The sequence below is a fragment of the Streptomyces albicerus genome (assembly GCF_008905045.1).
Taxonomy (GTDB): Bacteria; Actinomycetota; Actinomycetes; order Streptomycetales; family Streptomycetaceae; genus Streptomyces; species Streptomyces albicerus.
On the sequence record NZ_VWMY01000017.1, the window covers coordinates 161,926 to 187,726 of the forward strand.

General features: G+C 70.6%; 28 protein-coding genes. 21 read left to right on the top strand and 7 right to left on the bottom strand.

The genetic code is table 11. The annotated features are described in order from the left end of the window. Window positions 1–128: 128 nt before the first annotated feature. The 6 genes from GAS53_RS17240 to dapD all read left to right on the top strand — a co-directional run bounded on the left by GAS53_RS17240 (window position 129) and on the right by dapD (window position 4,108). Complete coding sequence (locus tag GAS53_RS17240) at window positions 129–494, top strand: VOC family protein (RefSeq protein ID WP_151478489.1); 366 nt, start codon at window positions 129–131, stop codon at window positions 492–494. A gap of 62 nt (window positions 495–556) precedes the next feature. After that, window positions 557–877 carry a DMT family transporter gene (locus GAS53_RS17245; RefSeq protein ID WP_151478490.1) on the top strand — a complete coding sequence of 107 codons (321 nt, stop codon included), beginning with the start codon at window positions 557–559 and terminating at the stop codon, window positions 875–877. A gap of 28 nt (window positions 878–905) precedes the next feature. Beyond that, a complete protein-coding gene (locus GAS53_RS17250; protein ID WP_151478491.1) occupies window positions 906–1,442 on the top strand; it encodes a TetR/AcrR family transcriptional regulator in 537 nt (178 codons plus the stop codon). Window positions 1,443–1,545: 103 nt separating this feature from the next. After that, window positions 1,546–2,136 carry an RNA polymerase sigma factor gene (locus GAS53_RS17255; protein WP_151478492.1) on the top strand — a complete coding sequence of 197 codons (591 nt, stop codon included), beginning with the start codon at window positions 1,546–1,548 and terminating at the stop codon, window positions 2,134–2,136. A 2-nt stretch (window positions 2,137–2,138) separates the two neighbouring features. Then, window positions 2,139–3,029, top strand: coding sequence for a CU044_5270 family protein (locus tag GAS53_RS17260; protein WP_151478493.1), 891 nt, complete (start codon window positions 2,139–2,141; stop codon window positions 3,027–3,029). Between the two features lie 89 nt (window positions 3,030–3,118). Further along, a complete protein-coding gene (dapD, locus tag GAS53_RS17265) occupies window positions 3,119–4,108 on the top strand; it encodes a 2,3,4,5-tetrahydropyridine-2,6-dicarboxylate N-succinyltransferase (protein ID WP_151478494.1) in 990 nt (329 codons plus the stop codon). A gap of 138 nt (window positions 4,109–4,246) precedes the next feature. Here the strand turns inward: dapD and GAS53_RS17270 are convergent, their stop codons facing one another. Then, window positions 4,247–4,750, bottom strand: coding sequence for an HAD domain-containing protein (locus tag GAS53_RS17270; protein WP_151478495.1), 504 nt, complete (start codon window positions 4,748–4,750; stop codon window positions 4,247–4,249). A 131-nt stretch (window positions 4,751–4,881) separates the two neighbouring features. Here GAS53_RS17270 and GAS53_RS17275 point away from each other — a divergent pair, with 131 nt between their 5' ends. Further along, on the top strand, window positions 4,882–5,454 hold the full coding sequence (locus GAS53_RS17275) for a SigE family RNA polymerase sigma factor (RefSeq protein WP_151478496.1): 573 nt from the start codon (window positions 4,882–4,884) through the stop codon (window positions 5,452–5,454). After that, entirely contained in the window at window positions 5,451–6,671 is a 1,221-nt protein-coding gene (locus GAS53_RS17280) for a WD40 repeat domain-containing protein (RefSeq protein ID WP_151478497.1), read from the top strand. Before GAS53_RS17275 ends, GAS53_RS17280 begins: the two co-directional genes overlap by 4 nt. Here GAS53_RS17280 and dapA read toward each other — a convergent pair. Further along, window positions 6,658–7,566: a 4-hydroxy-tetrahydrodipicolinate synthase gene (gene dapA / locus GAS53_RS17285; protein WP_151478498.1), complete on the bottom strand. Its 909-nt coding sequence runs from the start codon at window positions 7,564–7,566 to the stop codon at window positions 6,658–6,660. The two genes, GAS53_RS17280 and dapA, sit on opposite strands and share 14 nt — an antisense overlap. Window positions 7,567–7,728: 162 nt before the next feature. Between dapA and GAS53_RS55175 the strand changes: the two genes are divergently transcribed. The 4 genes from GAS53_RS55175 to GAS53_RS17300 are packed head-to-tail and all read left to right on the top strand — an operon-like array spanning window position 7,729 to window position 9,482. Then, window positions 7,729–7,869, top strand: coding sequence for a hypothetical protein (locus GAS53_RS55175; protein ID WP_192583144.1), 141 nt, complete (start codon window positions 7,729–7,731; stop codon window positions 7,867–7,869). Then, on the top strand, window positions 7,866–8,549 hold the full coding sequence (locus GAS53_RS17290) for a hypothetical protein (protein ID WP_151478499.1): 684 nt from the start codon (window positions 7,866–7,868) through the stop codon (window positions 8,547–8,549). Before GAS53_RS55175 ends, GAS53_RS17290 begins: the two co-directional genes overlap by 4 nt. A gap of 52 nt (window positions 8,550–8,601) precedes the next feature. Beyond that, window positions 8,602–9,015 carry a phage holin family protein gene (locus GAS53_RS17295; protein WP_404829243.1) on the top strand — a complete coding sequence of 138 codons (414 nt, stop codon included), beginning with the start codon at window positions 8,602–8,604 and terminating at the stop codon, window positions 9,013–9,015. After that, window positions 9,012–9,482: a DUF3618 domain-containing protein gene (locus GAS53_RS17300; protein WP_151478500.1), complete on the top strand. Its 471-nt coding sequence runs from the start codon at window positions 9,012–9,014 to the stop codon at window positions 9,480–9,482. Before GAS53_RS17295 ends, GAS53_RS17300 begins: the two co-directional genes overlap by 4 nt. Before the next feature lie 109 nt (window positions 9,483–9,591). On the opposite strand, the gene GAS53_RS17305 is transcribed toward GAS53_RS17300, so the two are convergent. Next, window positions 9,592–10,629: a YihY/virulence factor BrkB family protein gene (locus GAS53_RS17305; protein ID WP_151478501.1), complete on the bottom strand. Its 1,038-nt coding sequence runs from the start codon at window positions 10,627–10,629 to the stop codon at window positions 9,592–9,594. 126 nt (window positions 10,630–10,755) lie between these two features. Between GAS53_RS17305 and GAS53_RS17310 the strand changes: the two genes are divergently transcribed. From GAS53_RS17310 to GAS53_RS17320, 3 genes are all read left to right on the top strand, one after another. Continuing rightward, window positions 10,756–11,457, top strand: a complete 702-nt coding sequence (locus GAS53_RS17310; RefSeq protein WP_151478502.1) for an antibiotic biosynthesis monooxygenase — start codon at window positions 10,756–10,758, stop codon at window positions 11,455–11,457. A gap of 86 nt (window positions 11,458–11,543) precedes the next feature. Continuing rightward, window positions 11,544–12,176, top strand: coding sequence for an ArsR/SmtB family transcription factor (locus GAS53_RS17315; protein WP_151478503.1), 633 nt, complete (start codon window positions 11,544–11,546; stop codon window positions 12,174–12,176). A gap of 29 nt (window positions 12,177–12,205) precedes the next feature. Continuing rightward, on the top strand, window positions 12,206–12,943 hold the full coding sequence (locus tag GAS53_RS17320) for an SRPBCC family protein (RefSeq protein WP_151478504.1): 738 nt from the start codon (window positions 12,206–12,208) through the stop codon (window positions 12,941–12,943). Window positions 12,944–13,073: 130 nt separating this feature from the next. Here the strand turns inward: GAS53_RS17320 and GAS53_RS17325 are convergent, their stop codons facing one another. Beyond that, the gene (locus GAS53_RS17325) at window positions 13,074–14,906 is read right to left on the bottom strand and encodes an endonuclease/exonuclease/phosphatase family protein (RefSeq protein ID WP_151478505.1); all 1,833 of its coding nucleotides are present in this window, start codon (window positions 14,904–14,906) and stop codon (window positions 13,074–13,076) included. 315 nt (window positions 14,907–15,221) lie between these two features. On the opposite strand from GAS53_RS17325, the gene GAS53_RS17330 reads away from it, so the two are divergent. Continuing rightward, the gene (locus GAS53_RS17330) at window positions 15,222–16,649 is read left to right on the top strand and encodes a hypothetical protein (protein ID WP_151478506.1); all 1,428 of its coding nucleotides are present in this window, start codon (window positions 15,222–15,224) and stop codon (window positions 16,647–16,649) included. A 122-nt stretch (window positions 16,650–16,771) separates the two neighbouring features. On the opposite strand, the gene GAS53_RS17335 is transcribed toward GAS53_RS17330, so the two are convergent. After that, complete coding sequence (locus tag GAS53_RS17335) at window positions 16,772–17,008, bottom strand: hypothetical protein (protein ID WP_225858955.1); 237 nt, start codon at window positions 17,006–17,008, stop codon at window positions 16,772–16,774. Window positions 17,009–17,312: 304 nt separating this feature from the next. On the opposite strand from GAS53_RS17335, the gene GAS53_RS17340 reads away from it, so the two are divergent. The 5 genes from GAS53_RS17340 (at window position 17,313) to GAS53_RS17360 (ending at window position 24,001) form a co-directional block, all read left to right on the top strand. Continuing rightward, on the top strand, window positions 17,313–18,773 hold the full coding sequence (locus tag GAS53_RS17340; RefSeq protein WP_151478507.1) for an alkaline phosphatase PhoX: 1,461 nt from the start codon (window positions 17,313–17,315) through the stop codon (window positions 18,771–18,773). Between the two features lie 508 nt (window positions 18,774–19,281). Further along, window positions 19,282–20,865, top strand: a complete 1,584-nt coding sequence (locus GAS53_RS17345; protein WP_151478508.1) for a TROVE domain-containing protein — start codon at window positions 19,282–19,284, stop codon at window positions 20,863–20,865. Between the two features lie 141 nt (window positions 20,866–21,006). Further along, window positions 21,007–22,212 carry an SMI1/KNR4 family protein gene (locus GAS53_RS17350; protein ID WP_151478509.1) on the top strand — a complete coding sequence of 402 codons (1,206 nt, stop codon included), beginning with the start codon at window positions 21,007–21,009 and terminating at the stop codon, window positions 22,210–22,212. A gap of 110 nt (window positions 22,213–22,322) precedes the next feature. Beyond that, a complete protein-coding gene (locus GAS53_RS17355) occupies window positions 22,323–22,970 on the top strand; it encodes a GntR family transcriptional regulator (RefSeq protein ID WP_151478510.1) in 648 nt (215 codons plus the stop codon). 14 nt (window positions 22,971–22,984) lie between these two features. Then, on the top strand, window positions 22,985–24,001 hold the full coding sequence (locus GAS53_RS17360) for a 1-aminocyclopropane-1-carboxylate deaminase (RefSeq protein ID WP_151478511.1): 1,017 nt from the start codon (window positions 22,985–22,987) through the stop codon (window positions 23,999–24,001). A gap of 260 nt (window positions 24,002–24,261) precedes the next feature. Here GAS53_RS17360 and GAS53_RS17365 read toward each other — a convergent pair whose 3' ends face one another. Then, window positions 24,262–25,476 carry a TerD family protein gene (locus GAS53_RS17365; RefSeq protein WP_151478528.1) on the bottom strand — a complete coding sequence of 405 codons (1,215 nt, stop codon included), beginning with the start codon at window positions 25,474–25,476 and terminating at the stop codon, window positions 24,262–24,264. A 78-nt stretch (window positions 25,477–25,554) separates the two neighbouring features. Continuing rightward, window positions 25,555–25,776 carry a hypothetical protein gene (locus GAS53_RS17370; RefSeq protein ID WP_151478512.1) on the bottom strand — a complete coding sequence of 74 codons (222 nt, stop codon included), beginning with the start codon at window positions 25,774–25,776 and terminating at the stop codon, window positions 25,555–25,557. Window positions 25,777–25,801: the final 25 nt, after the last annotated feature.

Sequence of the window (25,801 nt, forward strand, 5' to 3'; positions counted from 1 at the left end):
AACTCACCGGCTCTACAACGGAATACGCGCAAACGGCAGCCGCTCTTGCGCGGATCCGTACAAGGTCGTCGTCCGGCCGGCGTAAGTCTGGTGGCGACGGCGGGGGTGACTTGGGCAGACTGCGGCACATGGCTGTCCGCTGGTATCAACTCGTCGTAAACGCACACGATCTGCCGTCGCTCGCCCGCTTCTGGTGCCAAGTCCTGGACTGGCGCGTGGTGTACGAGGCCGAGGAAGAGATCATCATCGCGTCCGCCCCGGACGCGCTGCCGGGGATCTGCTTCGTACCGGTCGAGGAACGCAAGACGGTCAATAACCGGCTGCATATCGACCTCACGCCGGACGACCAGGCCGCCGAGGTCGAGCGGCTGCTCGCGCTGGGGGCGCGCCGGGCCGATGTCGGCCAGGGCGAGGACGTGACCTGGACCGTACTGGCCGATCCCGAGGGCAACGAATTCTGCGTACTGCGACCGAAGAAGACGCTTCTCGACTGAAACCGTCTTTCCCGACCCCTTCATGTGTACGGGTGTACGTATCGATGCGTACACTCGTACACATGGGATACGCACTGCTCGCCGGAGCCATCGCCGCAGAGGTCGCCGCCACGACCGCCATGAAGTACAGCGACGGCTTCAGCAAGCTGTGGCCCTCGCTGGTCACCGCTCTCGGCTATCTCGTCGCTTTCGTGTTGCTGGCGCAGACGCTGAAGACCGTGGCGGTCGGGACGGCCTACGCGATCTGGGCCGGGGTCGGTACCGCGGCCGTCGCGGCGATAGGAATGGTGTTCCTGGGCGAGGGCGTGAATGCCGCGAAGTTCGCCGGGATCGTGTTGATCATCGGGGGCGTCGTGGTGCTGAATCTGGGCGGGGCGCACTGATGCGGCCCCGTACGGAAGGAGTCGGCTGATGGCCCGGCGCTACGATCCCGAGCGGCGGCAGCGGATCATCGACGCGGCGATCCGGGTCGTGGCCGCCAAGGGCATCGCCGGGCTGAGCCATCGCTCGGTCGCGGCCGAGGCGGATGTGCCGCTCGGCTCGACGACGTACCACTTCACGACCCTCGACGAGCTGATGGTCGCCGCGCTGCGGCAGACGAACGAGGGCTTCGCGAAGGTCGTCGCCTCGCGGGGAGCCCTCGAGGACCCCGGCACTGACCTGGCCGGCGAGCTCGCCGGCCTGCTGGGCGAGTGGCTCGGGCGCGACCGGGCGAGTGTGGAGCTCGAGTACGAGCTCTACCTCGCCGCGCTGCGTCGGCCGGCCCTGCGGCCCGTCGCCGCCGAGTGGTGTCAGGATCTCGCCGACCGGATCGGCCGCCGCACGGACCCGGTCACCGCACGGGCTCTCGTCGCGCTGACGGACGGGATCTGTCTGCAGGTACTGCTGACGGGGACGGAGTACGACGAGGCGTACACGCGGGAGGTGCTGGCACGGGTGATTCCCTGAACCGTCCCCGGTCGGCGTTGCTGTGCGTCAGCCGTGAACCTTCTGGGCCCCTGCGGGGAACAGCGGGTGAAACGCCCGACATGACGAAGCAGGGGGAGGACTTGTGACCGGACCACCGGCACCGGAGGCCGAGGTGCACGACGCGGAGATCGTCGTCCAGTCGCTGGAGCACCCGGAGCTGTTCGCCCGCCTCTACGACCAGTACGCGCCGGACATCCACCGGTATGTGACCCGGCGACTCGGGGAAGGCCCGGCCGACGACATCACCGCCGACACCTTCCTCACGGCCTTCCGAATCCGCGCCCGCTACGACCTCACGCGCAGCAACGCGCGCCCCTGGCTGTACGGCATCGCGGGCAACCTCATCGGCAAGCAGCGCCGCGCCGAAGTACGGGCCCTCAAGGCGCTGGCCCGTACCGGACACGATCCCGTCGCCGCCTCATGGGTCGAGGACACCGACCGCCGGGTGGCGGCACAGGGCCCGCTCGCCGGGGCGCTGGCCTCGCTGTCCGCCGGGGACAGACACGTACTGCTGCTCGTGGCCTGGGCGGAGCTGACGTACGTCGAGGTCTCCGAGGCCCTCGGCATCCCCGTCGGCACCGTTCGCTCACGCCTCAACCGCGCCCGCCGCAAGGTCCGTTCGGCACTCGGCGCCGATCCCGCGTTCACCCTCGACACGACGGAGGCGGTCTGACCATGGACGAGATGACAGCGGTCCGTGAACTGCGGGCCGACGCCCCCGCCCCGTCCCGCGCCCGGCTCGCCGAAGGGCGCGACCGACTGCTGCGGGAGACACGACGCGGCGCCCGCGGCCGCAGACTGCGCGCCGACTGGCGGTTCGCCATGGTCGGGGCCGCGTCGGCGATCACGGCGGCCGCGGTGATCGGTACGCAGGTGGTCGGCGATGACGGACGTACGCAAGCAGGATCCCAGCCGGGCTACACGCTGGAGCTCGGCAGCGCGAAGGGCCTGCTGAACGAGGCGGCGGACGTCATCGCGGCGCGTCCCCCCGCCGGCCCGCGCAACGGCCAGTGGGTCTACCTCAAGTCCGTCGAGACGAACACGACGGACGACGAGCAGCCGGGGCCCCACACGAGCGAGAACTGGATCAAGTACGCCGATCCGTCCATGGAGGACGGAAAGGCGGGCGACGACCACTCGCCCCGCGAGCAGTACGCGTTCCTCAAGAGCCTGCCCGACGATCCCGAGCGGGTACGCGCCGAGGCACGGGCCTTCTTCAACGTCACCGACCCGGAGGAGACCCGCACACAGCACGAGTACCGGGCACTCACCGCGATCATCAGCCGGGCGTATGTGATCGACCCCGAAGGGCTCGCCAAGGTGTACCGGGCCATGGCCACGATCCCCGGTGTGCAGGCGGCCGAGGTCCAGGACGCGGCGGGACGCGACGCGATCGCGCTCTACCTGAAGGGCGGCAGTCTGGGCGGGAGCCGAGACGAGACGTTGCTCGACCCGACGACGTACCTCTCCAGCGGCTACCGCTACCTCGAGGGCGAGGACCAGGTCGTGATCAGCGGCGCCCGGCTCGCCATGGGGCTCGTCGACGAGAAGGGGGAGCGGCCCTGAGCCGTGGCTGAGGGGGTGGTGCGCCCGGCACGTGAGATGCCGGGTGCACCGGTTCGACCCTGGTGGCCCCGGGCGGTTAGGTTTCCCTCATGACCGACACGACTGCTTCTCGCACCACCGGCGCCGTCGCCGCCGGGCTCGCCACGCTCGCCGCCGACGGCACGGTTCTGGACTCCTGGTTCCCCGCGCCCGAACTGACCGCCGAGCCCGGCCCGGCCGGCACCGAGCGGCTCTCCGCCGAGCGTGCCGTGGAGCTGCTCGGCGCGGGCGCCGCGAAGGCGATCGGCCCGGACGCCCGCCGTGGCGTCGAGGTGGTCGCGGTCCGCACGGTCATCGCCTCGCTCGACGAGAAGCCGATGGACGCGCACGACGTGTACCTGCGCCTCCACCTGCTCTCGCACCGCCTGGTGCGGCCGCACGGCCAGAGCCTCGACGGCATGTTCGCGCACCTCGCCAACGTCGCCTGGACCTCGCTCGGCCCGGTCGCGGTGGACGACGTGGAGAAGGCCCGGCTGAACGCCCGCGCCGAGGGCCTCCACCTCGCCGTGACGTCCATCGACAAGTTCCCGCGCATGACGGACTACGTGGCCCCGAAGGGCGTACGCCTCGCCGACGCCGACCGGGTCCGCCTCGGCGCGCACCTCGCCGAGGGCACCACGGTCATGCACGAGGGCTTCGTGAACTTCAACGCCGGCACGCTCGGCACGTCCATGGTCGAGGGCCGTATCTCGGCGGGGGTCGTGGTCGGCGACGGCTCGGACATCGGCGGCGGCGCCTCCACCATGGGCACCCTCTCCGGCGGCGGCAACGTCCGCATCACCATCGGCGAGCGCTGCCTGATCGGTGCGGAGGCGGGCGTCGGGATCGCCCTGGGTGACGAGTGCGTGGTCGAGGCGGGCCTGTACGTCACCGCCGGTACCCGCGTCACGATGCCCGACGGGCAGATCGTCAAGGCCCGCGAGTTGTCCGGCGCGTCGAACATTCTCTTCCGCCGCAACTCGGTCACCGGCACGGTGGAGGCGCGGCCGAACAATGCGGTGTGGGGCGGGCTCAATGAGGTTCTGCACAGTCACAACTAGCACCGTCATAACTAGGTAGTTCGTCGGCTGCGGGTTGTTCGTGGCTGGTCGCGCAGTTCCCCGCGCCCCTTACGGGGCTCGGCCCAGCCCGGAGTGATTCCCCTGGTGCCCTTCCGCCGTTCGCGGGAGGGCACTCGGCTATGTCGGGGCGGTCGCGGCGAACTCCGCCAGTGTTCTGAAGTCGGGCTCGCGTAGGCCCAGTCGGGGGCTGACGTGGTGGAGGAGGGCGGGGGCGGGGTGGTGGGTGGCCACGTACCTGTCGTCGGCCGGGCTCTGTTCGTCGTCGACCCAGGCGAAGGGGCGGCCGTCGGCGTACGTCACGATCCGTTCCGTCTTCCAGTGCACGCCGTCGGGCCGGTCGGCGAACAGGGCGCCGGTGAAGTCGACGTACGGGAGCTCGGGGAGGCCGATGACCGGGGCGATCCACTCGTTCGCGGCGTCCATCCAGGTGGTGGCCCAGCACAGGTCGAACCCGAGTCCCAGCAGGGCGCGCCCGTGGTCGGGGTTCAGCCAGACCCGCAGCGGCCGCCCGGGCGTCAGGGCCACCCGGATCGTCGTATAGCCGTCGGGCCGTCGTTCCGGCTTCGCCGCGTACGGGTTGAGGGGGCCGTCGACGTCGAGGAACAGCAGAGGGCGGCTCATGGGAGGACCGTAAGGCAGGGCGGGGCGGACGGCTGAGATTCTTCTGAGTCCGCAGGCATAGCGGCGGAGGTCCGGGCGCGTCCGTAGGGGTGGGAGCGGGGGAGAGAGCCCGCGGGGAAGAGAAGGTGACGATGGATGCCCAAGGGCAGGAGCGGTTCCGGGAGTTCGTGGAGAACCGGTCGTCGGCGTTGCTGAAGACCGCGGTGCTGCTCAGCGGCGGGGACCGGCACGCGGCCGAGGATCTGCTGCAGAACGCGCTGATCAAGGCCGCCGGACGGTGGCAGCGGATCGACGAGCCGGAGGCGTACGTACGGCAGATCCTGTACCGGCAGCAGGTGAGCCGGTGGCGGCTGAAGTGGCCTCGGCGGGAGCTGACGGTCGCCGAGCCGCCCGAGGGGACGGGCGGGACGGACGCCTCCACCGCGGCCGAGACTTCCGCGGCCGAGCTGCGGATCATGATGCGCGGGGCGCTGGCGCGGCTCACCGCCCGGCAGCGGACCGTGCTGGTGCTGCGGTACTTCGAGGACCTGCCGGAGGCCGACGTCGCCCGGATCCTCGGCTGCTCGGTCGGGACCGTGCGGTCCACCACGCACCGCTCGCTCGCCAAGCTGCGCTCCCTCGCGCCCGAACTGGCGGCACTGGGCCCGGCCGACGCCGAGCAGCAGCCGTCCCGTGACTACTCGCCCGTGGAGGTGCGTCCGTGAACGTCGACGAACTGGTGCGTGACGCCTTTCACGAGCAGGCCGCGGACAGCGTGCCCGTGCCCCCGTCCTTCGCCGACCGGGTGCTGGCCGTCCGGCGGCGGCGCCGCTCCCGCAGGATCGCGTCCACCGCGGCCGTCACCGCCGCCGTGATCGCCGTCGCGGTGGCCGTCCCTCTGCTGAACAGCGGCGGGGACGATGTCCGGCCCGCGAGCGAGATGAACAAGAGCGACATCATCGGGCACCCCAACCAGTCGCCGCCGAAGGACCTGATCGCGGCGGGGGACACGGTGCTGGCCGCCTTCTGGGTCCACAAGAGCGTCAAGCAGCCGGGCGGTGACGTGGTCCGCACCCGCACATACGGGCTCCTCGACCAGAAGACGGGCAAGTACGAGAAGGCCAAGTGGGCCTACCTGGACGTCGCACCGGGCACACGCACCGCGGCCGTGCTGGAGGGCGAGCTGCCCGCGAAGCGCATCGGGCTGCTCGACATGATCACCGGCAAGGTGGAGCGCTGGATCCCGATGGACCGGGGCGTCGCGAGCGTCTCCTTCTCGCCGGACGGCACGAAGCTCGTCGCCACGACCTACAACAAGAACCCCGACCGCGATTTCGCCGACCACAAGCAGAACGTCAACGGCAAGGAGGTTCCGGGGCCCGTGCAGAGCCGGACCGGATTCACCATTGTGGACGTGGACTCGGGCAAGTCGGACTGGCACAAGGTCGCGGACAAGCCCGACGAGTTCGGCTGGTTCGGCAACTCCCGCGAGGACTTCGACTGGAGCCATGACGGCAAACTCGTCTACGCGAACCGGGCGATGCAGCCGTCCCGTGAGTACTACGACCTGAACGGTGAGGAGGCCGCCTGGCCCGCGGAGGAGAGGGCCCTCACCTACGCCGAGGCGGGCCTCTCGCCCGACGGGAAACTCGCGGCGGGGGAATTCGCGGGAGGTGGCAAGGAGGTCGCCGTCGCGGTCAACGACGCGAAGACGGGGAAGCGCGTCGCCAAGCTGCCGGCTCAGCAGCTGCTCGCCTGGGCCGACGACAAGCGGCTCGTCGCCTGGGGCTGCGACCCCGAGAGGTGCAGCGGCAAGGGGGAGTTCCGCAACCAGCTGCTGCTGGTGACGATGGGCACCAACCAGGTCGTACCGCTGAGCGACTTCCGCAAGGCGAGTGACGACTACCCCGGCCGGTGGACGCCGCTCTTCAGCTCGCGCTGACCAGTTCGCCGTACGCCGCCAGCAGCCCGTCGACCGCTCCCTGGCCGGCGGGCCGCAGCGGTGCCCGGACCGGTCCGGCCGGCAGACCGAGGGCGCCCAGCAGGGCCTTCGCCGTCACCGTGCCGGGCAGGCCGGAGGCCATCATCAACTCCGTGAGCGGGATGGTCAGTTGCTGCAGCCGGGCCGCCTCGCCCGTGTTCCCCGCGTCGAACGCGTCCAGGATCGCCCGGAAGGGTCGCGGGGTCACATTCGAGACCGTACTGATGTATCCGGCGCCGCCGATCGCGTACAGCGCCAGCACGTACTCGTCGCAGCCCGTGTAGTACGCCAACTCCGTCCCGGCCAGCACCTTCTGCGTGCCGAGCAGGTCGTACGCGCAGTCCTTCACCGCCACGATCCGCGGGTGCTCGGCGAGCCGCAGCATCGTCTCCGGCTCGATGCGCGTGCCCGTGCGGCCGGGGATGTCGTACAGCACGAGCGGCAGTCCGGAGGCGTCCGCGACCGCCCGGAAGTGCGCCTCGACGGCGTCCTGCGGGGGCCTGCTGTAGTACGGCGTGACCACCAACAGGCCGTCCGCGCCCGCCTTCTCGGCCTCCAGCGCGAGCTCGGCGGTGTGGCGGGTGTCGGCCGTCCCGATGCCCGCGACGATCGCGGCACGGTCTCCGACCGCCTCGGCCACCGCCCGCACGAGCGCCGACTTCTCGGCGTCCGTCGTGGTCGGGGACTCGCCGGTCGTCCCGGACAGCACCAGCCCGTCGCAGCCCTCGGACACCAGCCGCGCGGCCAGCCGCTGCGCACCGTCCAGGTCGAGCAGTCCCTCCTCGGTGAAGGGGGTGACCATCGCGCAGAGCGCGCGGCCGAAGGGAGCGGTGGCAGTGCGTCGTGGTGTGGTCATGGGGGTAGTCTCGACACCCCGACCTGGTAGCTCCACTTAATTCTCCTACGAGATACTTGTAAGGGATGCTACGAAAACCCTCCCCGGGGCGCTCTAGGCACTCGCCCCGGTTTGCGTCACCATGGCCAGGATGGCAGTTGGTGATCGGTCACGGGAGGCGTCATGAGGCTCGGCAAGGCACTCGCCACCGGAGTCGCGGAGGAGCAGCCGCGGGAGACGGAAGAGGAGCTGCAACTCGTCGAGGGGATCGAGGAGTTGCAGCCCGCGGAGTCCGCGGTCGAAGAGGTTCCGGTCGCGCGATGAGGGTGCGGCTCCCCGAGGAACGTCCGGCGGAGCCGCCGACCGGATTCAAGATCGCCCACCCGATGCTGTCCCAGGACGGCACCCGGGCCGGGTTCACCGGTGTGTCGCTGGGCGGCGCGCTGCCGTACGGGGTGCTGGACGAGGCGCGCTGCGTCTACGGTCTGCGGCACCGGGCGCCGCACCGCCGCTGCGACTGCGGCTTCCACTGCGTGCACGACCGCGCGTCGGCCGAGGCGATGCTGTGCACCGCCGAGCACCGGGCCGCCGTACTCCTCGAAGTGACGGTCCTCGGCACGTACATCCGCTTCGAGCTCGGTTTCCGCTATGCGCGGCAGCGGGTGCGTACCGCCACGGTCGGACCCTGCGCGTGCGGCGCGGTGGCCGTGGCGCTGGCCGACGCGGGGTGGGGCAGACCCGGCTGGCGGGGCCTGGCGGCCTCCTGCGCCGGATGCGTACGCGGCCGTGCCGCCGTCTCCCTGGCGACCTTCGCGCGGCTGGGCGGGGAAGGGCTGCGGGTACGGGCCGGAGGCGGCGCCGTACGGACCGTCGGCGCCGACCTGCCCGAGGGGCTCGGCGTCTCCGAGCTCGTCGCCGAGGCGGCGCTGCTGCAGGCCCGGCTCGACTGGTTCCAGAGCCAGCTGGCGCGGCTGGGGCCCGGCGCCGGGGCCGGACAGGGGTAGCGGCGCCGCGGCGGGGTACCCGGGCGTCCCGGACGAAAGGAGGCGGGACGCCGTGACCGGGACCATGGACCGGCGGTCGGACGAGCGTCACTCGGTGGGTGAACTCGTCGGGCAGGCCACCGAACAGCTCTCCGAACTCGTACGACAGGAAGTGCGGCTCGCCAAGGAGGAGTTGGCGCAGAAGGGGCGGCGCGCGGGGCGCGGCGGCGGGCTGCTCGGCGCGGCCGGTGCCATCGCCTACGTGGGTCTGATGGCCCTGTCCGCCACCGCCGTGGCCGCGCTCTCCCTGGTGCTCACCGTGTGGGCGTCGGCACTCATTGTCACGGCCGTGCTCTTCGCGGTCGCGGGCGTGCTGGCGAAGACCGGCCGTGCGCAACTCGGCCGCGCGGCCCCGCCATTGCCCGAGGAGACGCTCGACAGCGTCCGGGCCGACGTCGACGAGATCAAGGGAAGGGCACACCGATGAAGGACAGGAACGATCCCGCGGAGGCCGGCGGGACGGCGGGCAAGGCCGCCGGAGGGGCCAAGGGTCCGGAGGAGCTGCGGCAGCAGATCGAGGAGACCCGCGGGCAACTCGGCGACACCGTCGAGGAGTTGGCCGCCAAGGCCGATGTACGGGGCCGTGCGCGGGCCCGGGGTGCCGAACTGAAGGGGAAGGCGTCCGAGGCCGGGCATGTCGTGCAGGGCAGGGCCGCCGAAGCCGGGCACACCGTGCAGGGGAAGGCCGTCCAGGCCGGGCATGTCGTGCAGAGCAAGGCGACACAGGCCGGGCACGTCGTGCAGGACCACGTGCCCCAGCCCGTACGCACCGCCACGACCGCGGTCGTTCAGGCCGGGCTGCGGCACCCCCGCCCGGTGCTGATCGCCGGGGCCGGAGCGGTGGTCGCGGCCGGGCTGCTGCGGCGGCGGCACAACGGACACCACCACCACTGACACCGGGCAGCTGACACCGGGCACCGGTCGGTGTCGGAGCGGCGGGGCCGATCCACTCGGCCCCGCCGCTCGTCGTGCATTCACCGCTCGTCGTGCATCCGCCGGGGACCTACGGGGTCCCGCCGCCCGTCGGGTGGCCCGTATGGCTCGTGGGGCCCGCATGGCCTTTCGTGTGCGTCCGCGTCCACGACGTGCGAAGGCGCGCGGGCCACTTCCGGATGTCCCTCGGCTCCACGTACGGCTCCTCGGTCGCCGAATGTCCGTCCGTGATCGCGCGCTCGCGGGCGAGTTCCGCGTCGAGCTCCAGGCCGAGCAGGATCGCCAGGTTGGTGAGCCAGAGCCACACCAGGAAGATGATGGCGCCCGCGAGTGTGCCGTACGTCTTGTTGTACGAGCCGAAGTTGGCGGCGTACACGGCGAACCCCGCCGAGGCCAGCAGCCAGATCACCGCGGCGAGCACGCTGCCGGGGCTCACCCAGCGGAAGCCGCGGCTGCGGACGTTGGGGGCCGCCCAGTACAGCAGGGCGATCATCAGGACGACCAGCAGGACCAGGACGGGCCACTTGGCGATGGACCACGCCGTGATCGCGGCGTCGCCCAGGCCGATCGCCGTGCCCACGCGCTCCGCGAGCGGGCCGGTGAACACCACGATCAACGCGCTCGCGGCGAGCATCAGCATCAGGACGACCGTCAGGACGAGCCGCAGCGGGGTGAGCTTCCACACCGGGCGGCCCTCCGGGAGGTCGTACACGGCGTTCGAGGTGCGGATGAACGCTGCGACGTAGCCGGACGCGGACCAGACCGCCGCGAGGAGGCCGACGATCGCGAGCACGCTGCCCGTGCCGCCGCTGTCGCTCAGCTGCACCACCGCGTCGCGCAGGATGTCCCGGGCGGGGCCGGGTGCGAGGTCCTCGACGTTGTCGAGCAGCCTGTCGGTGACGCGGTCGCCGACCACGCCCAGCAGGGACACCAGGACCAGGATCGCGGGGAACAGGGACAGGACGCCGTAGTACGTCAACGCGGCGGCCCGGTCGGAGAGTTCGTCGTCCTGGAACTCCTTCGCCGTGCGCCGCACCACGGCCCACCACGAGCGCCTGGGCAACTCGCTCGGGCCGTCCTTCTCTGTCAGGGGCCGGTTCTCTTCCATGACCTGGCGAGTCTCCCCGAACGCGGTGGCGAATCCCCTGAGCACACACGTCACGGCTTGACCTGAAGTTTGGTTGAGGTTGGAGGGTGGGTCGCAGATGCCGAACAGCGATCACTGGAGTCCGTGATGACCCGTCGTATCCATGCGCACCCCGACCTGACCCGTCCCGAGGTCGGAGCCCCGTTCTTCAGTACCTGGCGGGTGGGAACCCCCGAGCGGCAGCGGGCCACGGTCGAGGCGATCGCCGCCGCCTGGGAGCGCAGGCCGTGGCCGGCCGACGGGCTGCTCGGGTACTACGTCTACGCCGGGGACGACGGCACGACCCTGCTGCACCACTCGCAGTGGAGGAGTGAGCAGGACTACGAGGCGTTCGTGAAGGTCCACCGGCAGGAGCGGGTGGACGAGATCGACATGGCCGTGCCCGGGATCGAGCGGGTGGCGCTCGACCGGTACCGGCGCTACCGCAGTGGCGTCCGGGAGGAGGAGACCCGGGTGCCCGGCTGCGTCGTGATCGTCGAGATCGAGTTCGAAGGGCCGGACCCCGAGCGGCAGCGCACCTGGGTGGACGCGGTGTTCGAGGCTCTGGAGAGCGAGCCGAAGCCGCGTCCGGGCGGGATCTCCGCCCACTTCCATCTGAGCACCGACGGCACGAAGGTCCTCAACTACGCCGAGTGGGAGAGCGCTCAGGCACACATCGAGGCGATGGCCGCACCGGGCGACGGCGTCGGGTCGAGCACGCCGCAGTGGGAGCGCGTACAGAGGTATCCCGGGCTGAAGCAGTCCACGGTCGGCCGCTACTCGTACGCCCTGGGGCTCGTCCCCGAGTGAGCGTCGGGCCGGCTCGGCAGCGCGAGTTCCCCACCGACAACTCCAACCGTCTGGACAAAAAAAGTTTTCGGTGAGACGGTGGAGTCATGTTGGACGTGACCGTGATCGAGGACCCGGCGGCAGCCGCCGTCTCGCTGGACCCCATAAGGGCCCAGCTCCTTGCCGAGCTGGCGGTCGGCCCCGCGTCGGCCGCCATGCTGGCCGGCAAGGTCGGACTGCCGAGGCAGAAGGTGAACTACCACCTGAAGACGCTGGAGCGCCACGGCCTGGTCGAGCTCGCGGGCGAGCGCCGCAAGGGCAACGTCACCGAGCGGCTGATGCGGGCGACCGCCGCGTCGTACGTCATCTCGCCGCTCGCGCTCGCCGCCGTGCAGCCCGACCCGGACCGCTTCCGGGACCAGCTCTCGGCCCGCTGGCTGCTCGCCCTCGGCGCCCGGCTCGTGCGGGACGTCGGCACACTCATCACGGGTGCGACGAAGGCCCGCAAGCGGCTGGCGACATACGCGCTGGACGGCGAGGTGCGCTTCGCCTCCGCCGCCGACCGGGCCGCGTTCATCCAGGAGCTGACGGCGGGCGTCAGCGCCCTGATCCGCAAGTACGACGCCCCCGACGCCGAGGGCGGCCGCGACCACCGGATCGTCGTAGCCGTCCATCCCACGGTCAAGCCCGCGACACCGTCACCCGAGACAGCCCCTGCGGCTGCCGAACTCACCGACTGACAAGCCCATTTGACGCGCAGGAGCCCACCATGTCCAAGGAATTCGAGATCGCCCGCGAGTTCGAGGTCGACGCCACACCCGACCAGGTGTGGGACGCCATCATCAACGGCACCGGCGGCTGGCTGTGGCCGATGGACGCCCCCGAGCCGCGCGAGGGCGGCCAGGGTCCCTGGGGATCCACGGTCACCGCCTGGGACCCGCCGCACAAGTACACCAACCGCCTCGAGGGCATGGACGAAAGCTCCGGGCAGACCCTCAACCAGCTCGACTACACCGTCGAGCCGCGCGACGGCGGCCGCCGCGCCTGGGTGCGGTACGTGCACAGCGGCATCTTCGTCGACGACTGGGACAACCAGTACGACGGGGCGAACAAGCACACGGACTTCTACCTGCACACCCTGCGCGAGTACCTGACGAAGTTCGCGGCCCGCCCGGTCGCCTTCGCCGCGTTCGACGGACCCGAGGCGTCCAAGGCGTCCGACGCCTTCACCGCCGTCGGCCGGGCGCTCGGCCTCGCGGACGACGCCGCCGAGGGCGCGCGCGTGCGGGCCCAGGGCCCCGACGGCCAGGTCCTCGACGCCGTGGTCGACTACCGCACCCCGTACTTCATCGGGCTGCGCACCGACGACGCCCTCATCCGCTTCTTCGGGCGCAACCACTGGGGCGCGCCGGTCGGCGTGAGCGTCCACGACTTCGCACCGGGCGCCGACGCCAAGCAGAACGAAGCCGCCTGGCAGGGCTGGCTGAACGGGGTGTACGGAGCCTGAGCCGCTCCCCGGGGCAGGACTGCCCCTTCCCGGCGCACGACTGAGCCCGGCCCCCTGACAGCGGGGCCGGGCTCAGTGACCTACGAGGCTCAAGTGGCGTACGAGCCTCAGTGGCCTACCGGCGGAGCGGCTACGGGCGGAACCGCAGCACCTGCGGGTCGTGGTCGCTGATCTGGTCGGAGAACTCCGCGTTGACGTGCACGCTGTCGTACGTGAAGTCGCAGTCCTTGCGGATCGACGGGCTGATCAGGATCTGGTCGAGGACCTGGCTGTTGCCCTGGTAGACGTAGCTGTAACGCTCGCTCTTCGGCAGGGACTTGATCGCCGGATAGAGGGCGCCGTCGGCCTCCAGGAGCTTCGTCGTCTGCGAGAACTCGAAGTCGTTGATGTCGCCGAGCGTGACGACGTCCGCGCTCTTCTGCGCGGCCAGGATGTCCTTGACGAAGGCGTTCACCGCGGTCGCCTGGAGGTGGCGCTGGGTCTCCGAGCTGCGCGCCGGCGGCTGGAACTGCGAGTGCAGCGACTGGTCGCCGCCCTTCGATGCGAAGTGGTTCGCGATCACGAAGACCGTCTTGCCGCGGAAGACGAACTCGCCCGCGAGCGGCTTGCGGCTGTTGTCCCAGGCGGCGTCGGCCGGGTCGATACGGCCGGGGGACAGGGTCAGCGCCGCCTTGCCGCGCACCTTCGTGACGCCGACGGCGGTCGTGGCGTCGCCGCCCGCGCGGTCGACGAAGGAGACGCGCGCCGGGTTGTAGAGGAACACCTGGCGGATGTTGCCACCCGGCTGGCCGCCGTCCGCGAGGTTCGCCGGGTCGATGGACCGCCAGTCGTACGCCGGGCCGCCGGCCGCCTTGATCGCGTCGACCAGCTTCTGCATCGTCTGGTCGGCGGCGACCGTGCCGTCGTTCTTCGCGCCGTTGTTGTCCTGGATCTCCTCCAGGGACACGATGTCGGGCGACTGCAGGTTGTCCACGATCGCGGCCGCGTGGGCGGCGAACGTGCCGTCCGTCGGGTCGAGGTTCTCGACGTTGTACGTCGCCACCGCCAGCTCGGAGCGCGACTGCTTGCGCGTCGTCTCGCGCTCGAGACCGCCGGTCTCGACCGTGCCCAGGGTGCGGGCGGTCAGCGTGTAGCCGCCGAACTGGGTGTAGTCGAGCGGGCCCTCGGTGGTGCCCTTCAGGGTGTCACCGACGTTCGCGGTCGGGAACGGCTGCGTGGCGGTCGGGACCAGCGACTGGATCTGCAGCCGGCCGGTGTTCTGCGCGGAGTACGCGCCGTAGACGGTGCCGCCGCGGCGGTTGGGGTTCTCCCACGGCTTGACCGTCACCCAGAGCTCGGAGAACGGGTCGGTCGCGGTGACCACGCGCGACGAGCCGATCGCGACGTTCATGCCCTCGAGGGACTCGTAGTAGTCGAGGGCGTACTTCTTCGGCCGCAGCGTGAGGCCGTTGACCGAGCCGTTGGCCGCCGTGTCGCCCTCAGGCGTGTAAGCGGCCGGTACGGAACGGCTGTTGATGACCGTGGCCGCGGGCAGCGCGTTGCCGCTCGACACCACCGTCACCGTCGGTTTGGTGATCTCGGTGATCGACTGGTTGCCGGACGAGGCGCCGCCCGGCACGAACTCCGTGACCGTGCCCGAGACGGTGACCGAGTCGCCGACGGCGACCTTCGGCGTGGAACTGGTGAAGACGAAGACGCCCTCACTGGTGGCCGGGTTGTCGTCCGCGGACGGACCCTGGATCCAGAAGCCACGGGACGAACCGTAGGTCCGTACGCCCGTCACGATGCCGGCCACGTCCGTGACCTGCCGGCCCGCGAGCGGGGACGTCCGGGTGGAGCCCTGGATGTCATGGACGGCTACGGAATCGGCCTGGGCGGGCGTGGTGAGAACCACCGCGGAGACCGTGGAACAGACGGCTGCGACGGTGAGCGCGGCTATGCGCGCGGAAGACTTGCTCGGCAACGGGATCCCTCCGGGGACGTGCGTGGGCGCCGGGACGAGGGTGGAGCAGCAGTGGGGGAGTCGCGACAACCGGTGGGGCGGTGGTGACGCGCGTAGAAGCCGGAGCGAGGTGCTACTCGTGAGTTTCTACGCGCGTCAATCTCGTGTCTGGCCAAGGCACTTGTCAAGGTTTCCCGGGTTAAGACTTCTGACAGGTTCATGAACCGGGCGGCATGGGTTGAAATCCGTCTAGGCTGAGGCTGCAGTTGCCGGGGCGGCCGGCGGGCGTTGTCCCGGGCGGCCCGCGCACCCCCCATGTCCTAGGAGAACCAGCCGATGTCAGACAGTTCCCCCCTGCCGCCGGTGCGTCTGCACTCCGAAGCGGAGCTCGCGCGGGACGCGCTCGCCACGCCGCTCCTCTCGCGGGCCGTGCGGCTCGCCCGCTGGGCCGGTCAGGACACCCGGGTCGGGGCCGGCGGCGAACTCGTCGAGGAACAGCTGCCGGCGGCCGCCGCGGAACTCGGTCTCGACGGCGAGGACGCCGCGGCCTTCGCGAGCGAGGCCTGGCGGGTGGCCGTGGACACCGGGCTCGTCGAGATCGTGGACGAGGAGGAGGGCACGGTCGCCGCGGGCGCCGACCTGGGCCTCGTCCTCTCCGGGGCACCGCAGGATGTGCTGGGACTGTGGCTCGGCGCCCTTGAGACGGTGCTCGCCGACGCGAGCGTGCCCGACCTCGACGACATCGTGGAGGCCATGGACGACGGCGGCGAGATCGACTTCTCCGCGCTCGGCTGGGATCCCGACGCGGAAGCGGAGTTCCTCGACGGCGTGCTCGGGAACCTCTATCTGCTGACCGCCAGCGAGGACGGGCCCGGCGACGGGCCGGTGCCGCTGCCCGCGCTCGCCGCGTCGATGATCGTGCCCGACGACATGGGCGAGCCCACCAACGACGTCCTGGAGCAGGTGTCGGACGCGATGATGCGGCTCGACGACCAGTTCCGGCTCCTGGAGCCGGCCGGGCTCGTCGACTTCCAGCCGGTCGACGAGGCGCTCATGGCCGACACCGACGAGGAGCCCGCGGCGGCGGTCGACGACACGGACGTCTCGCGGTACGGGATGGTGCGGCTCACCCCGCTCGGGGTGTACGGGATCCGGGCGCGGCTCCTTGAGGCCGGGTTCACGGCGCCCGCGGTGGGGGACCTCGCGGACAAGGGAGCGGACGTACTGCTCGACGGCACGGCCACGTTTCCGCCGGCGGCCGCGCAGGCCGAGACCGAGCAGTGGCTCGCCCGGCGTGAACCCCTCGCCGCCGCACGGGAGTTGCTCGCCGCGGCCCGGGGCTCCGACGCCGGGGCCCCGCTGCGGCGGCTGTGCTGCCAGCAGGCGCTGTCGCTGGTCGGCACGGAGGCCTCGCCGGCGCTCCGTGAGGTGCTCGACGACGCCGAGCTGGGCGGGCTCGCGCGGGTGTGGCTCTCCGAGCGGGGTGCGCCGGACGTGCCGGCGCCGTCCGAGGAGATGGTCTTCTGGCTGACCGTCGACACGATTGCCGCGCAGCTTGCCGCGGAGGGGAACTCGGCGGAGCTGCAGTCCCTCGTCGAGGGGCTCGCGGCGCAGCACAGCAGCTTCTTCGCGGCGGCGTGGCGGGTCGACCATCCCGCCACGCCTGATGTGCTGGAGGCGATGGGGCGGCTGCATCCCGACAAGAAGGTGGCCAAAGAGGCTCGTAAGGCGGCGTTCAAGGCGCGGTCGCAGCAAGGGGGTTGAGGGGGGTTTTCTTCGCCCCCGCCGCCCCTACCCGTCCCATCCCCTGGGGCTCCGCCCCAGACCCCGCCAGGGGGCTCTGCCCCCTGGACCCCCGCTCCTCAAACGCCGGAGGGGCTGATTTGCTACGGCTCGGCCGGTTCCTCGGGCTCGCCCATCGCGAGCACCCGTACCGGCACGCCCTCGAGCTCGTCGGGGATCACGTCCTCGGGGCGGAGCCGGTCGCGGGGGACCTTGCGGGTGACGAACACGACGATCACGTCCTCGCCGGAGTCCTCGTCCTGCCCGGTCCCGACCCCGGTCACGTTGGCCAGCGCCATCAGCCGGTCCTCGTGGAGGCGGCGCGCCTGACGTGCGTCCACTTCGGCTCGCCTCCCATAGGTCGTGCGGGTCCTTGGTATGGAGATTATTCCGACCAGTAGTTCGGATGCGAGGACTGCTGGGCCGTATGGGGTGCCGTTGGCCCGGACGGGCGGATCCGGCCGGATCCACGGAAGCCGGATTCACGGAAGCCGGATTCACGGAAGCCGGATTCACGGAAGGGGGCCCTGGGATGTCGGCCCGCGTTCAACCGGTGTTCAGCCACGGGCGGGACCGTGTGGCCGACAGTCGGGTCCGCCACCCTCCACTCGCCACGGTCACACTCCAGCGTCACAGGAGAACAGCATGCCGCTCACCCGCAGGGACTTCGCCAGACGATCCGCGATCACCGGCGCCGGTGTCGCCCTGGTCGGCAGCGTCGGGGCCTTCGCCACCGCCCCCGGAGCCCTCGCCTCCCAGGACACCGAGACCACGGGCGACGACGCGGATTCCGGCGACCGGCACGGCGGAGCCGTCGGCTACGGTCCCCTCCTCCCCGACCCCAAGGGCATCCTCGCGCTGCCCGCAGGGTTCCGGTACCGCGTCATCACCTACAGCGGAAAGACCAAGCTGGAGTCGGGCGAGTTCACCCCCTCCAACCATGACGGCACGGCCACCTTCGACGGCCCGCGCGGCACGACCCTGCTCGTCAACAACCACGAGCTCAAGGGCCCGCGCTCCAAGTGGAAGTACCCGGTGCCGCTGACCGAGGGCCTCGTCTACGACCCGGCCGCGTCCGGCGGCTGCACGGTCGTCGAGGTGCGTCCGGGCGGCGCGGTCGCCGAGTGGGTCGGCATCTCCGGCACCTCCACCAACTGCGCCGGCGGCAGCACCCCGTGGGGCACCTGGCTCACCTGCGAGGAGAACTCCGACCGGGCCGGCGAGAACGGCATGACCAAGGACCACGGCTACGTCTTCGAGGTCGACCCCGCCGACCGCCGTGCCAACCGGAACCCCAAGCCCCTGAAGTTCTTCGGGCGTTACGACCACGAGGCGGTCGTCATCGACCCCAAGCGCGGGCACGCCTACCTCACCGAGGACGACTCGGACCCCAACGGCCTGTTCTTCCGCTGGGTCCCGCCGCAGGGCTTCACCCACGGCCGCGGCAAGTTCCGTACCCTCGCCGACGACGCCGGCGTACTCCAGGCGCCCAAGTGCTATGACTCCGGCGGCCGTTACGTCGACGACCTGTCCCGCGCCACGAAGATCGGCACCGTGTACGGCGTCGACTGGGTCGAGGTACCCGACCGCGACGCCAAGACGGTCGCTGTGCGCGAGCAGTTCGACACCGGCGAGGTCACCCGCGCCCGCAAGCTCGAGGGCATGTGGTGGGGCGACGGCGGCGCGTACATCGTCTCCTCGTACGCCCGTGACGAGAGCCCCGGCGCCGAGCACGACGGCCAGGTCTGGTTCTACGACCCCAAGCGCCGCACGCTGACCCTGAAGGTCCTCCTCGGCGTGAACCCCGACCCGTCTGTCGACGGCGCCTTCGACGGCCCCGACAACATCACCGTCTCCCCCTACGGCGGCCTCGTCCTCGCCGAGGACGGCGAGGGCGTCTCGCACCTCTTCGGCGCGACCGACAGCGGCCGCACGTACCCCATCGCCCGCAACGACCTCAACGTCGGCACCGAAGAGGAGCCGGAGTACAGCGAGTTCGCCGGCGTCACCTTCTCGCCCGACGGAAAGACCCTGTACGCCAACATCCAGGACCCGGGCATCCTGCTCGCCATCACCGGTCCCTGGAAGCGCCAGAAGCGCGGCTGACCCTCCCGATTCCATACGCCGGGAATTAATTCGCTCGCCCGTCCCGCGGTACGCCTCCTACAGTGATGAACGTCCAGGTGCGAAGGCAGGACCTACTTCCACTGATAATGGGGCGGCCGCGGGTTCGAGTCCCGCCACCGGTACAACGCGCCGGTGTAGCTCAGGGGTTAGAGCACCTACGTCGGTTCCGCCGGCCTTGAACTCTGGACACCACAACTTCATGCACCTCCCGGTGCGATGGCAGCGGCTACTTCTCTTCCAAAGAATCCAGGCCGCCGCCGACTTGATCTCGGGAGGCGCAGCATATGGTGTGTGCCCGGTGCGCAGGCTGCGGATACTTCGGGACCTGATGGGAGACCGTGCGGGTTCGAATCCCGTCATCGATTCGGTCGATGTGGCGGAACTGGCAGACGCGTCAGGAGATAAGCCCGCCGCCGACCTCGACCTCGGGCACATTCCATTTGCTGCACCTCCCTCCGAAATGCGAACGAATTCGGGGGAATTCATCATGGCGCGATTCAACACGAAGGCGGCGAAGGCACAGGGCACTTCGCGCGTGACCTCGACCGGTCGCATTCTGCGGACGTACGAGGGCGGCCGCGGCCGTGAGCGCGACCCGCGCTCCGAGCTCTTCCTGCTGGCGATCGCCAACTTCGTCTCGCAGAACACCTTCTACGAGACCGGCGCCGCCCGCGACGACCGGTTCGCGCGGCTCGTCCGTGAGCTGGCCGTCAGCGACCCGTCCTGGACCGCGAGCATGCTCGGCTGGCTGCGCGGCGAGGGCAACATGCGGACCGCGTCGATCGTGGGCGCCGCCGAGTACGTCAAGGCGCGCCTCGACGCGGGTGCCACGGACGGCCCGGCGAACCGGCAGGTCGTCGCCTCCGTGCTGCGACGCCCGGACGAGCCCGGCGAGCTGCTCGCGTACTGGACCGCGCTGTACGGCCGTAACGTGCCCAAGCCCGTGAAGCGGGGCATCGCCGATGCCGTACGCCGGCTCTACAGCGGCAAGTCGCTGCTGAAGTACGACACGGCGTCCAAGGGCTACCGCTTCGGCGACATCCTCAACCTCGTGCACGCGGCACCGGACCCGGACAAGCCGTGGCAGGGCGAGCTGTTCCAGTACGCCCTCGACCGCCGGCACAACCCGGACACCGCCGTGCCGCCCGCGTCCAACCGTGTGCTCACCGCGCACCGCGAGCTGATGGCGCTGCCGGTGGCGGAGCGGCGTGCGGTGGTGACGTCGGCGGACGGCGCTGAGCGGCTCGCGGCGGCCGGGATGACGTGGGAGGCGCTGGCCGGCTGGCTGCAGGGCCCGATGGACAAGGCGGCCTGGGAGGCCGTGATCCCGTCCATGGGCGCCATGGCGCTGGTGCGCAACCTGCGGAACTGCGACGAGGCGGGAGTCTCGGACGAGGTGGCGGCCCGGGTCGCCGTGAAGATCAGCGACCCGGCGGAGGTCGCGCGCTCGCGGCAGTTCCCGTTCCGCTACCTCGCCGCGTACCAGCACGCGCCGTCGCTGCGCTGGTCGTACCCGCTGGAGCAGGCGCTCGGCCACTCGCTGGCCAACGTGCCTGCGCTGCCCGGCCGGACGCTGGTGCTCGTCGACCGCTCGGGTTCGATGTTCTACTCGCGGCTGTCCGACCGCTCGGAGCTCGACCGGGCCGACGCGGCGGCGATCTTCGGCACGGCGCTCGCGCTGCGGGCGGCGGACGCGGATCTCGTCGAGTTCGGCACGACGAGCGGTCGTGTGAAGTTCCGCAAGGGCGAGTCGGTGCTCAAGGTGCTGGAGCGCTTCGGCGACCTCGGCGGCACCAACACGACCGAGGCGGTGCGTAAGCACTACAAGAAGCACGACCGCGTCCTGATCGTCACGGACGAGCAGGCCACGTACAGCCACTACGGCGACCCGACCGAGCAGGTTCCGGCGCATGTCCCGGTCTACACCTGGAACCTGGCCGGGTACCGGGCGGGCCACGGTCCGTCGGGTAAGGGCAACCGCCACACGTTCGGCGGCCTCTCGGACGCGGCTTTCCGGATGGTCCCGCTTCTTGAGGCGGCCCGGGACGCCGACTGGCCCTGGACTGCTTGAAGGACGGTAGGTGCTGTGGCCCGCACTTCGGTGCGGGCCACACGCTTGTACGGGTCCGCAGGTGCGGCCCGGTGCTGTTTGGTCAACTTCCGACCGACGGGCGGGGTCGCCTCCGGCATCTCGTACAACGAGGATCATTCAATGAGCAGCAGCATCTACCTGTACCGGTTCGTCGGCGGCGAACCGGTGCCGCCGGACCCGAACGTGATACGCGCCGTGCTGGAACCGCACGCGGTCAACAACTACGACGCGTCCCAGGATGTGTGGATCCGGGCCGCCGACGGCTACGAAGCCGAAGTGTTCATCCACGAGCACAGCATCACGTTCGACCGCCCCGGCCCCGGCGGGATCTTCGACATCCTCGCGGAGCTGGCCGTCCGCCTTGACGCGACGATCATCGCTCCGGGAGGTCCCATCATCCTGCGCGGGGAAGAAGATCGCGCCCACCTGCCGGAGTCAGTGAGGGACGGCGCTGTCGTCGTCGAAGACCTGAGCGGTGCGGCCATCGAGCGTGCTTTCCGGGGTGATCACGGTGAAGAGCCACGCCAGATACTCGTCCGTGCCCAAGGCGACGCCTCTCCGCTGTATGTGGCGGATGCGGGACCGTGGCCGGGCATCGGTGACTTCACCCGCTCGGTTCCGGCCGAGTCTCTGGGGTTTCCCGAGGCCACGACGGATCAGCTGATGGCATGGTCCAAGGATCGGCCCGGAAGCAGCTCGGCTCTGCGTCAGCACGTACGGGAGGGCGTGGGGATCGCTCAAAGAGTGGCGAGGAACCTCGGCCGGGCGTGGGCGGTGCGTTACTGGGACGAGCGCCACAACACGGCCAAGTTCGTGTGCTGGGACTGCCTGCATCTGCACTTCACCCCCTACAGTCACCGGGCTGTCGAGGCGAGTGAGCGGGTGATTCGGCTGGTTCGCGAGAATGAGGACATCTCGCACCACGGCGACGGGTGCACCCAGGCCATGGTCGAGCGGGCCGAACAAGAGATGGGACTCACGTTCCCGCCCTCGTACCGGCGGCTTTTGGAGGAGTTCGGTACGTGGGACGTTCCGCCCGCTGAATTCCCCGGCGTGTACCGGACGCCGGCCATGGGAGACGTATTGCTGGGCACGGTCGAACACACCCTGGACGATCGTGCCGCGGAGGGACTGCCGCATCACTTCATGGTGATCATGCACGACGACGTGTGGAACGTGATCGTCCTCGACACCTCCCGACCGGACCGGGACGGCGAGTACCCCGTGTACGCGTGGCATCCCGAGGGCCGCGACGTCCTGGAGCAGGTTGGCGACAACTTCGGGTCCTTCGCTCTCGAAGAATGCCGGCGAGCCCTGGGGACATGAGCCCTTCCCATCCGAATCCCTTCTCGTCCGATCTGGCCGTCTGGGTCTGCCGTTGGAGGGCGGGGCGCGGTCTTGTGCTCGTCCGTTGCTGACATCTAACATTTCAATTTGTGGGAACCATCCGACCAGTGCCCCGCACCCTGCTCAGGGACCGGGCGTACGAAGCGATCAGGGACGCCATCGTGGCCGGGGACATCGAACCGGGCGCGGCGGTGCGCGACGCCGAGCTCGCCGAGCGGCTCGGGCTGTCCCGGGCGCCTGTGCGCGAGGCCTTCGCCCGGCTCGTCGACGAGGGGCTGCTGGAGAGCAAGCCGCAGAGCTATACGCGGGTGACGCCCGTGGTCGCCGGTGATGTGCGGGATGCCGCGGCCGTTGTCGGGGCGATGCATGAACTGGCCGCTCGGGTCGCCGTGCCGCGGCTGGGCGGTGCGGATGTAGAAGTGATGCGCGCCGCCAACGAGCGGTTCGCGACCGCCGTCCGCGGCGGCGACGTGGACGCGGCCCTGCGCGCCGACGACGAACTGCACGACGTCCTGGTGCGGGTGAGCGGCAACCGCGCGGCCGCCGCCACCATCGCCCGCTACACCCCGCTCATCCGGCGGCTGGAGCGGCAGCGCTTCGGTGAGGGCGGCAACTGCCGTTCGGCCGGGCTGCACGAGCGGCTCATCGAGGCGTGTGCGAACGGTGACGTGGCCGAGGCCGTCCATGTCACCGCGGAGATCTGGCGGGGGCTCGAAGGCCTCGCTGACGGCGACTGATCCCGGGAGGATCCATGTCCCTTTCCTCGTACGACCGTTACCCCTTGCTCTTCGGGCCGTCGCCCGTGCATCCGCTGGAGCGGCTCACCGCGCAGCTCGGTGGTGCCTCGTTGTGGGCCAAGCGGGAGGACTGCAACTCCGGTGTCGCGTACGGCGGGAACAAGACCCGCAAGCTGGAGTACCTCGTCGCGGACGCGCTCGCCAAGGGGTGCGACACGCTCGTCTCGATTGGCGGGGTGCAGTCCAACCACACCCGGCAGGTCGCCGCCTGCGCCGCCCGCGCCGGGCTCAAGTGCGTGCTGGTGCAGGAGAGTTGGGTGGAGTGGCCCGACTCCGTGTACGACAAGGTCGGCAACATTCTGATCAGCCGGCTCGCGGGCGCGGATGTGCGGCTCGTGCGGGCCGGGTTCGGGATCGGGTTCAAGGAGAGCTGGGAGCAGGCACTGCGGGAGGTCGAGGAGGCGGGCGGCACGCCGTACGCCATTCCGGCCGGTGCCTCCGATCATCCGCTCGGCGGGCTCGGGTTCGCCGGGTGGGCCTATGAAGTCGCCGAGCAGGAGCGGGAGTTGGGGGTCTTCTTCGACACCGTGATCGTCTGCTCGGTGACCGGGTCGACGCAGGCGGGCATGGTCGCCGGGTTCGCGGCTTTGGAGGAGGGTGGTGGGCGGCCGCGGCGAGTGCTTGGCATCGACGCGTCGGCGGCTCCCGCGCGCACGCGTGAGCAGATCGCGCGGATCGCCCGGGGTACGGGCCAACTCATCGGCGTACAGAAGGAGTTGGACGAGTCGGACGTCGAGTTGGACGACCGGTATCACGCGGGCACGTACGGGATTCCCGACGAGACCACGCTGGAGGCGATGCGGCTCGCGGCGCGGACCGAGGGGATGGTGACGGATCCGGTGTACGAGGGGAAGTCGATGGCCGGGATGGTCGATCTGGTGGCGCGTGGGGAGATCGGGCGGGATTCGACCGTGCTGTACGCCCATCTGGGTGGGCAGCCCGCGCTCAATGCGTACAGCGCGTTGTTCTGATTCTGTCGAGGGTAGATGGGTGGGTGGCTGCTGCGGGCTGGGCTGGGCTGGGCTGCGCCTGCGGTTTGTGGGTGGGGGCGGGGCCGTTCCGGTATGTCTGCCCGTCGCTCTCGGGCGTACGGCTGTGGCGGGCATGACATACCGGCACGGCCCCGCCCCCGGTTGAGTCGCGGGTGCGGGGCCGTTCCGCTTCTCCTCCCGGCTTCCCCGGCTTTGCCCCGCCCCGCTCGGGAGGGTGGATGTCGCGGGGCAGGGGACTGCTAAAGCGCCTGGGCGGACGGCTTCACCATGCCGCGGACCGTGCGGGACTTGACGAAGTTGCCGAGGGCCGTCATTTCCCACTCGCCGGAGAACTGCTTGATCAGCTTGGCCATCATGACGCCGGTCTGGGACTCGGCGTTGGTGAGGTCGAAGCGGACCAGCTCCTCGCCCGTGGCGGCGTCGAGGAGGCGGCAGTAGGCCTTGGCGACCTCCGTGAACTTCTGGCCGGAGAACGAGTTCACCGTGAAGACCAGTCCGGTGACCTCTTGGGGGAGGCGGCCGAGGTCGACCGTGATGACCTCGTCGTCGCCGCCGCCCTCGCCCGTGAGGTTGTCGCCGGAGTGCTTGATCGCGCCGTTCACGATCGAGAGCTTGCCGAAATAGCAGCTGTCGATGTGGTTGCGCTGCGGGCCGTACGCGATGACCGACGCGTCCAGGTCGATGTCCTTGCCCCGGTACGCCGGCTCCCAGCCGAGGCCCATCTTCACCTGGGCGAGGAACGGGCGGCCACCCTTGACCAGGGAGACCGTCTGGTTCTTCTGGAGGCTTACGCGGCCCTTGTCGAGGTTGATCTTTCCGGCGCCCGGGGCGGGGGGTGCGGGTGCCGCCGGGGGTGCGGAGGGGGCCGGGGGCGTGGTGAGCGGCGGGGCCGGGGGTGTCACCGGGGCCTGGATCGTGGGGGCGGGCGGGGCGACCGGCGTCGGCTGGGCCGGAGCGGCCGGTTCCTCCACCGTCACGCCGAAGTCCGTGGCGATGCCCGCCAGGCCGTTCGAGTATCCCTGGCCGACCGCTCGGGCCTTCCATGCGCCGTTGCGCAGGTAGACCTCGACGATCACCAGGGCCGTCTCCGAGCCCAGCTGCGGGGGTGTGAAGGTCGCCAGTACGGAGTTGTCGTCCGCGTTGCGAATCGTTGCCGTCGGTTCGATGCCCTGGAAGGTCTGGCCCGCGGCGTCCGGGCTTGCCGTGACGACGATCTTCTCGATGCCCGGGGGCACGGCCGTCGTGTCGACCGTGATCGAGTCGGGGCTGGTGCCGCCGCCGGAGCGGTATGTCACGCCCTGGCCGGTCGGCTGGTTGTAGAAGATGAAGTCGTCGTCGGAGCGCACCTTGCCGTCGGCGGTGAGCAGCAGGCCCGATACGTCTAGCCGCACCGGGGCGGCGACGTCCACCGTCACGCGGGTGACGGGGAGAGGGATGTTCGAGCCGGGGGTCATAGCTGTCATGCCCGGTGAACGAGCGGGCCCGCTTTACCGTTCCCTTACCTGGCCGCCAATCGGGTCAGCGGCTTTGGGTCAGCGGCGGTTGCGGGGGTGGTTGCGGGCCGTGCGTTCGTTGCCGTGTTTGTAGTTGCCGGTCCAGCGGGCCATGACCAGCTGGGGGTCGCCGGATTCCACCTCCGCGAGGAACTGGGTGGCTCTTGGGCCTCGGAGGGTTGTGGCGGGGCGGGTGCCGTGTGTGATGTTCACGGTGCCGTCGGGGTGGTGCTCGTAGGTGAAGCCGTTGGGGCGGGGCATGGGGGGATGGTAGGGGGTGGGGGAG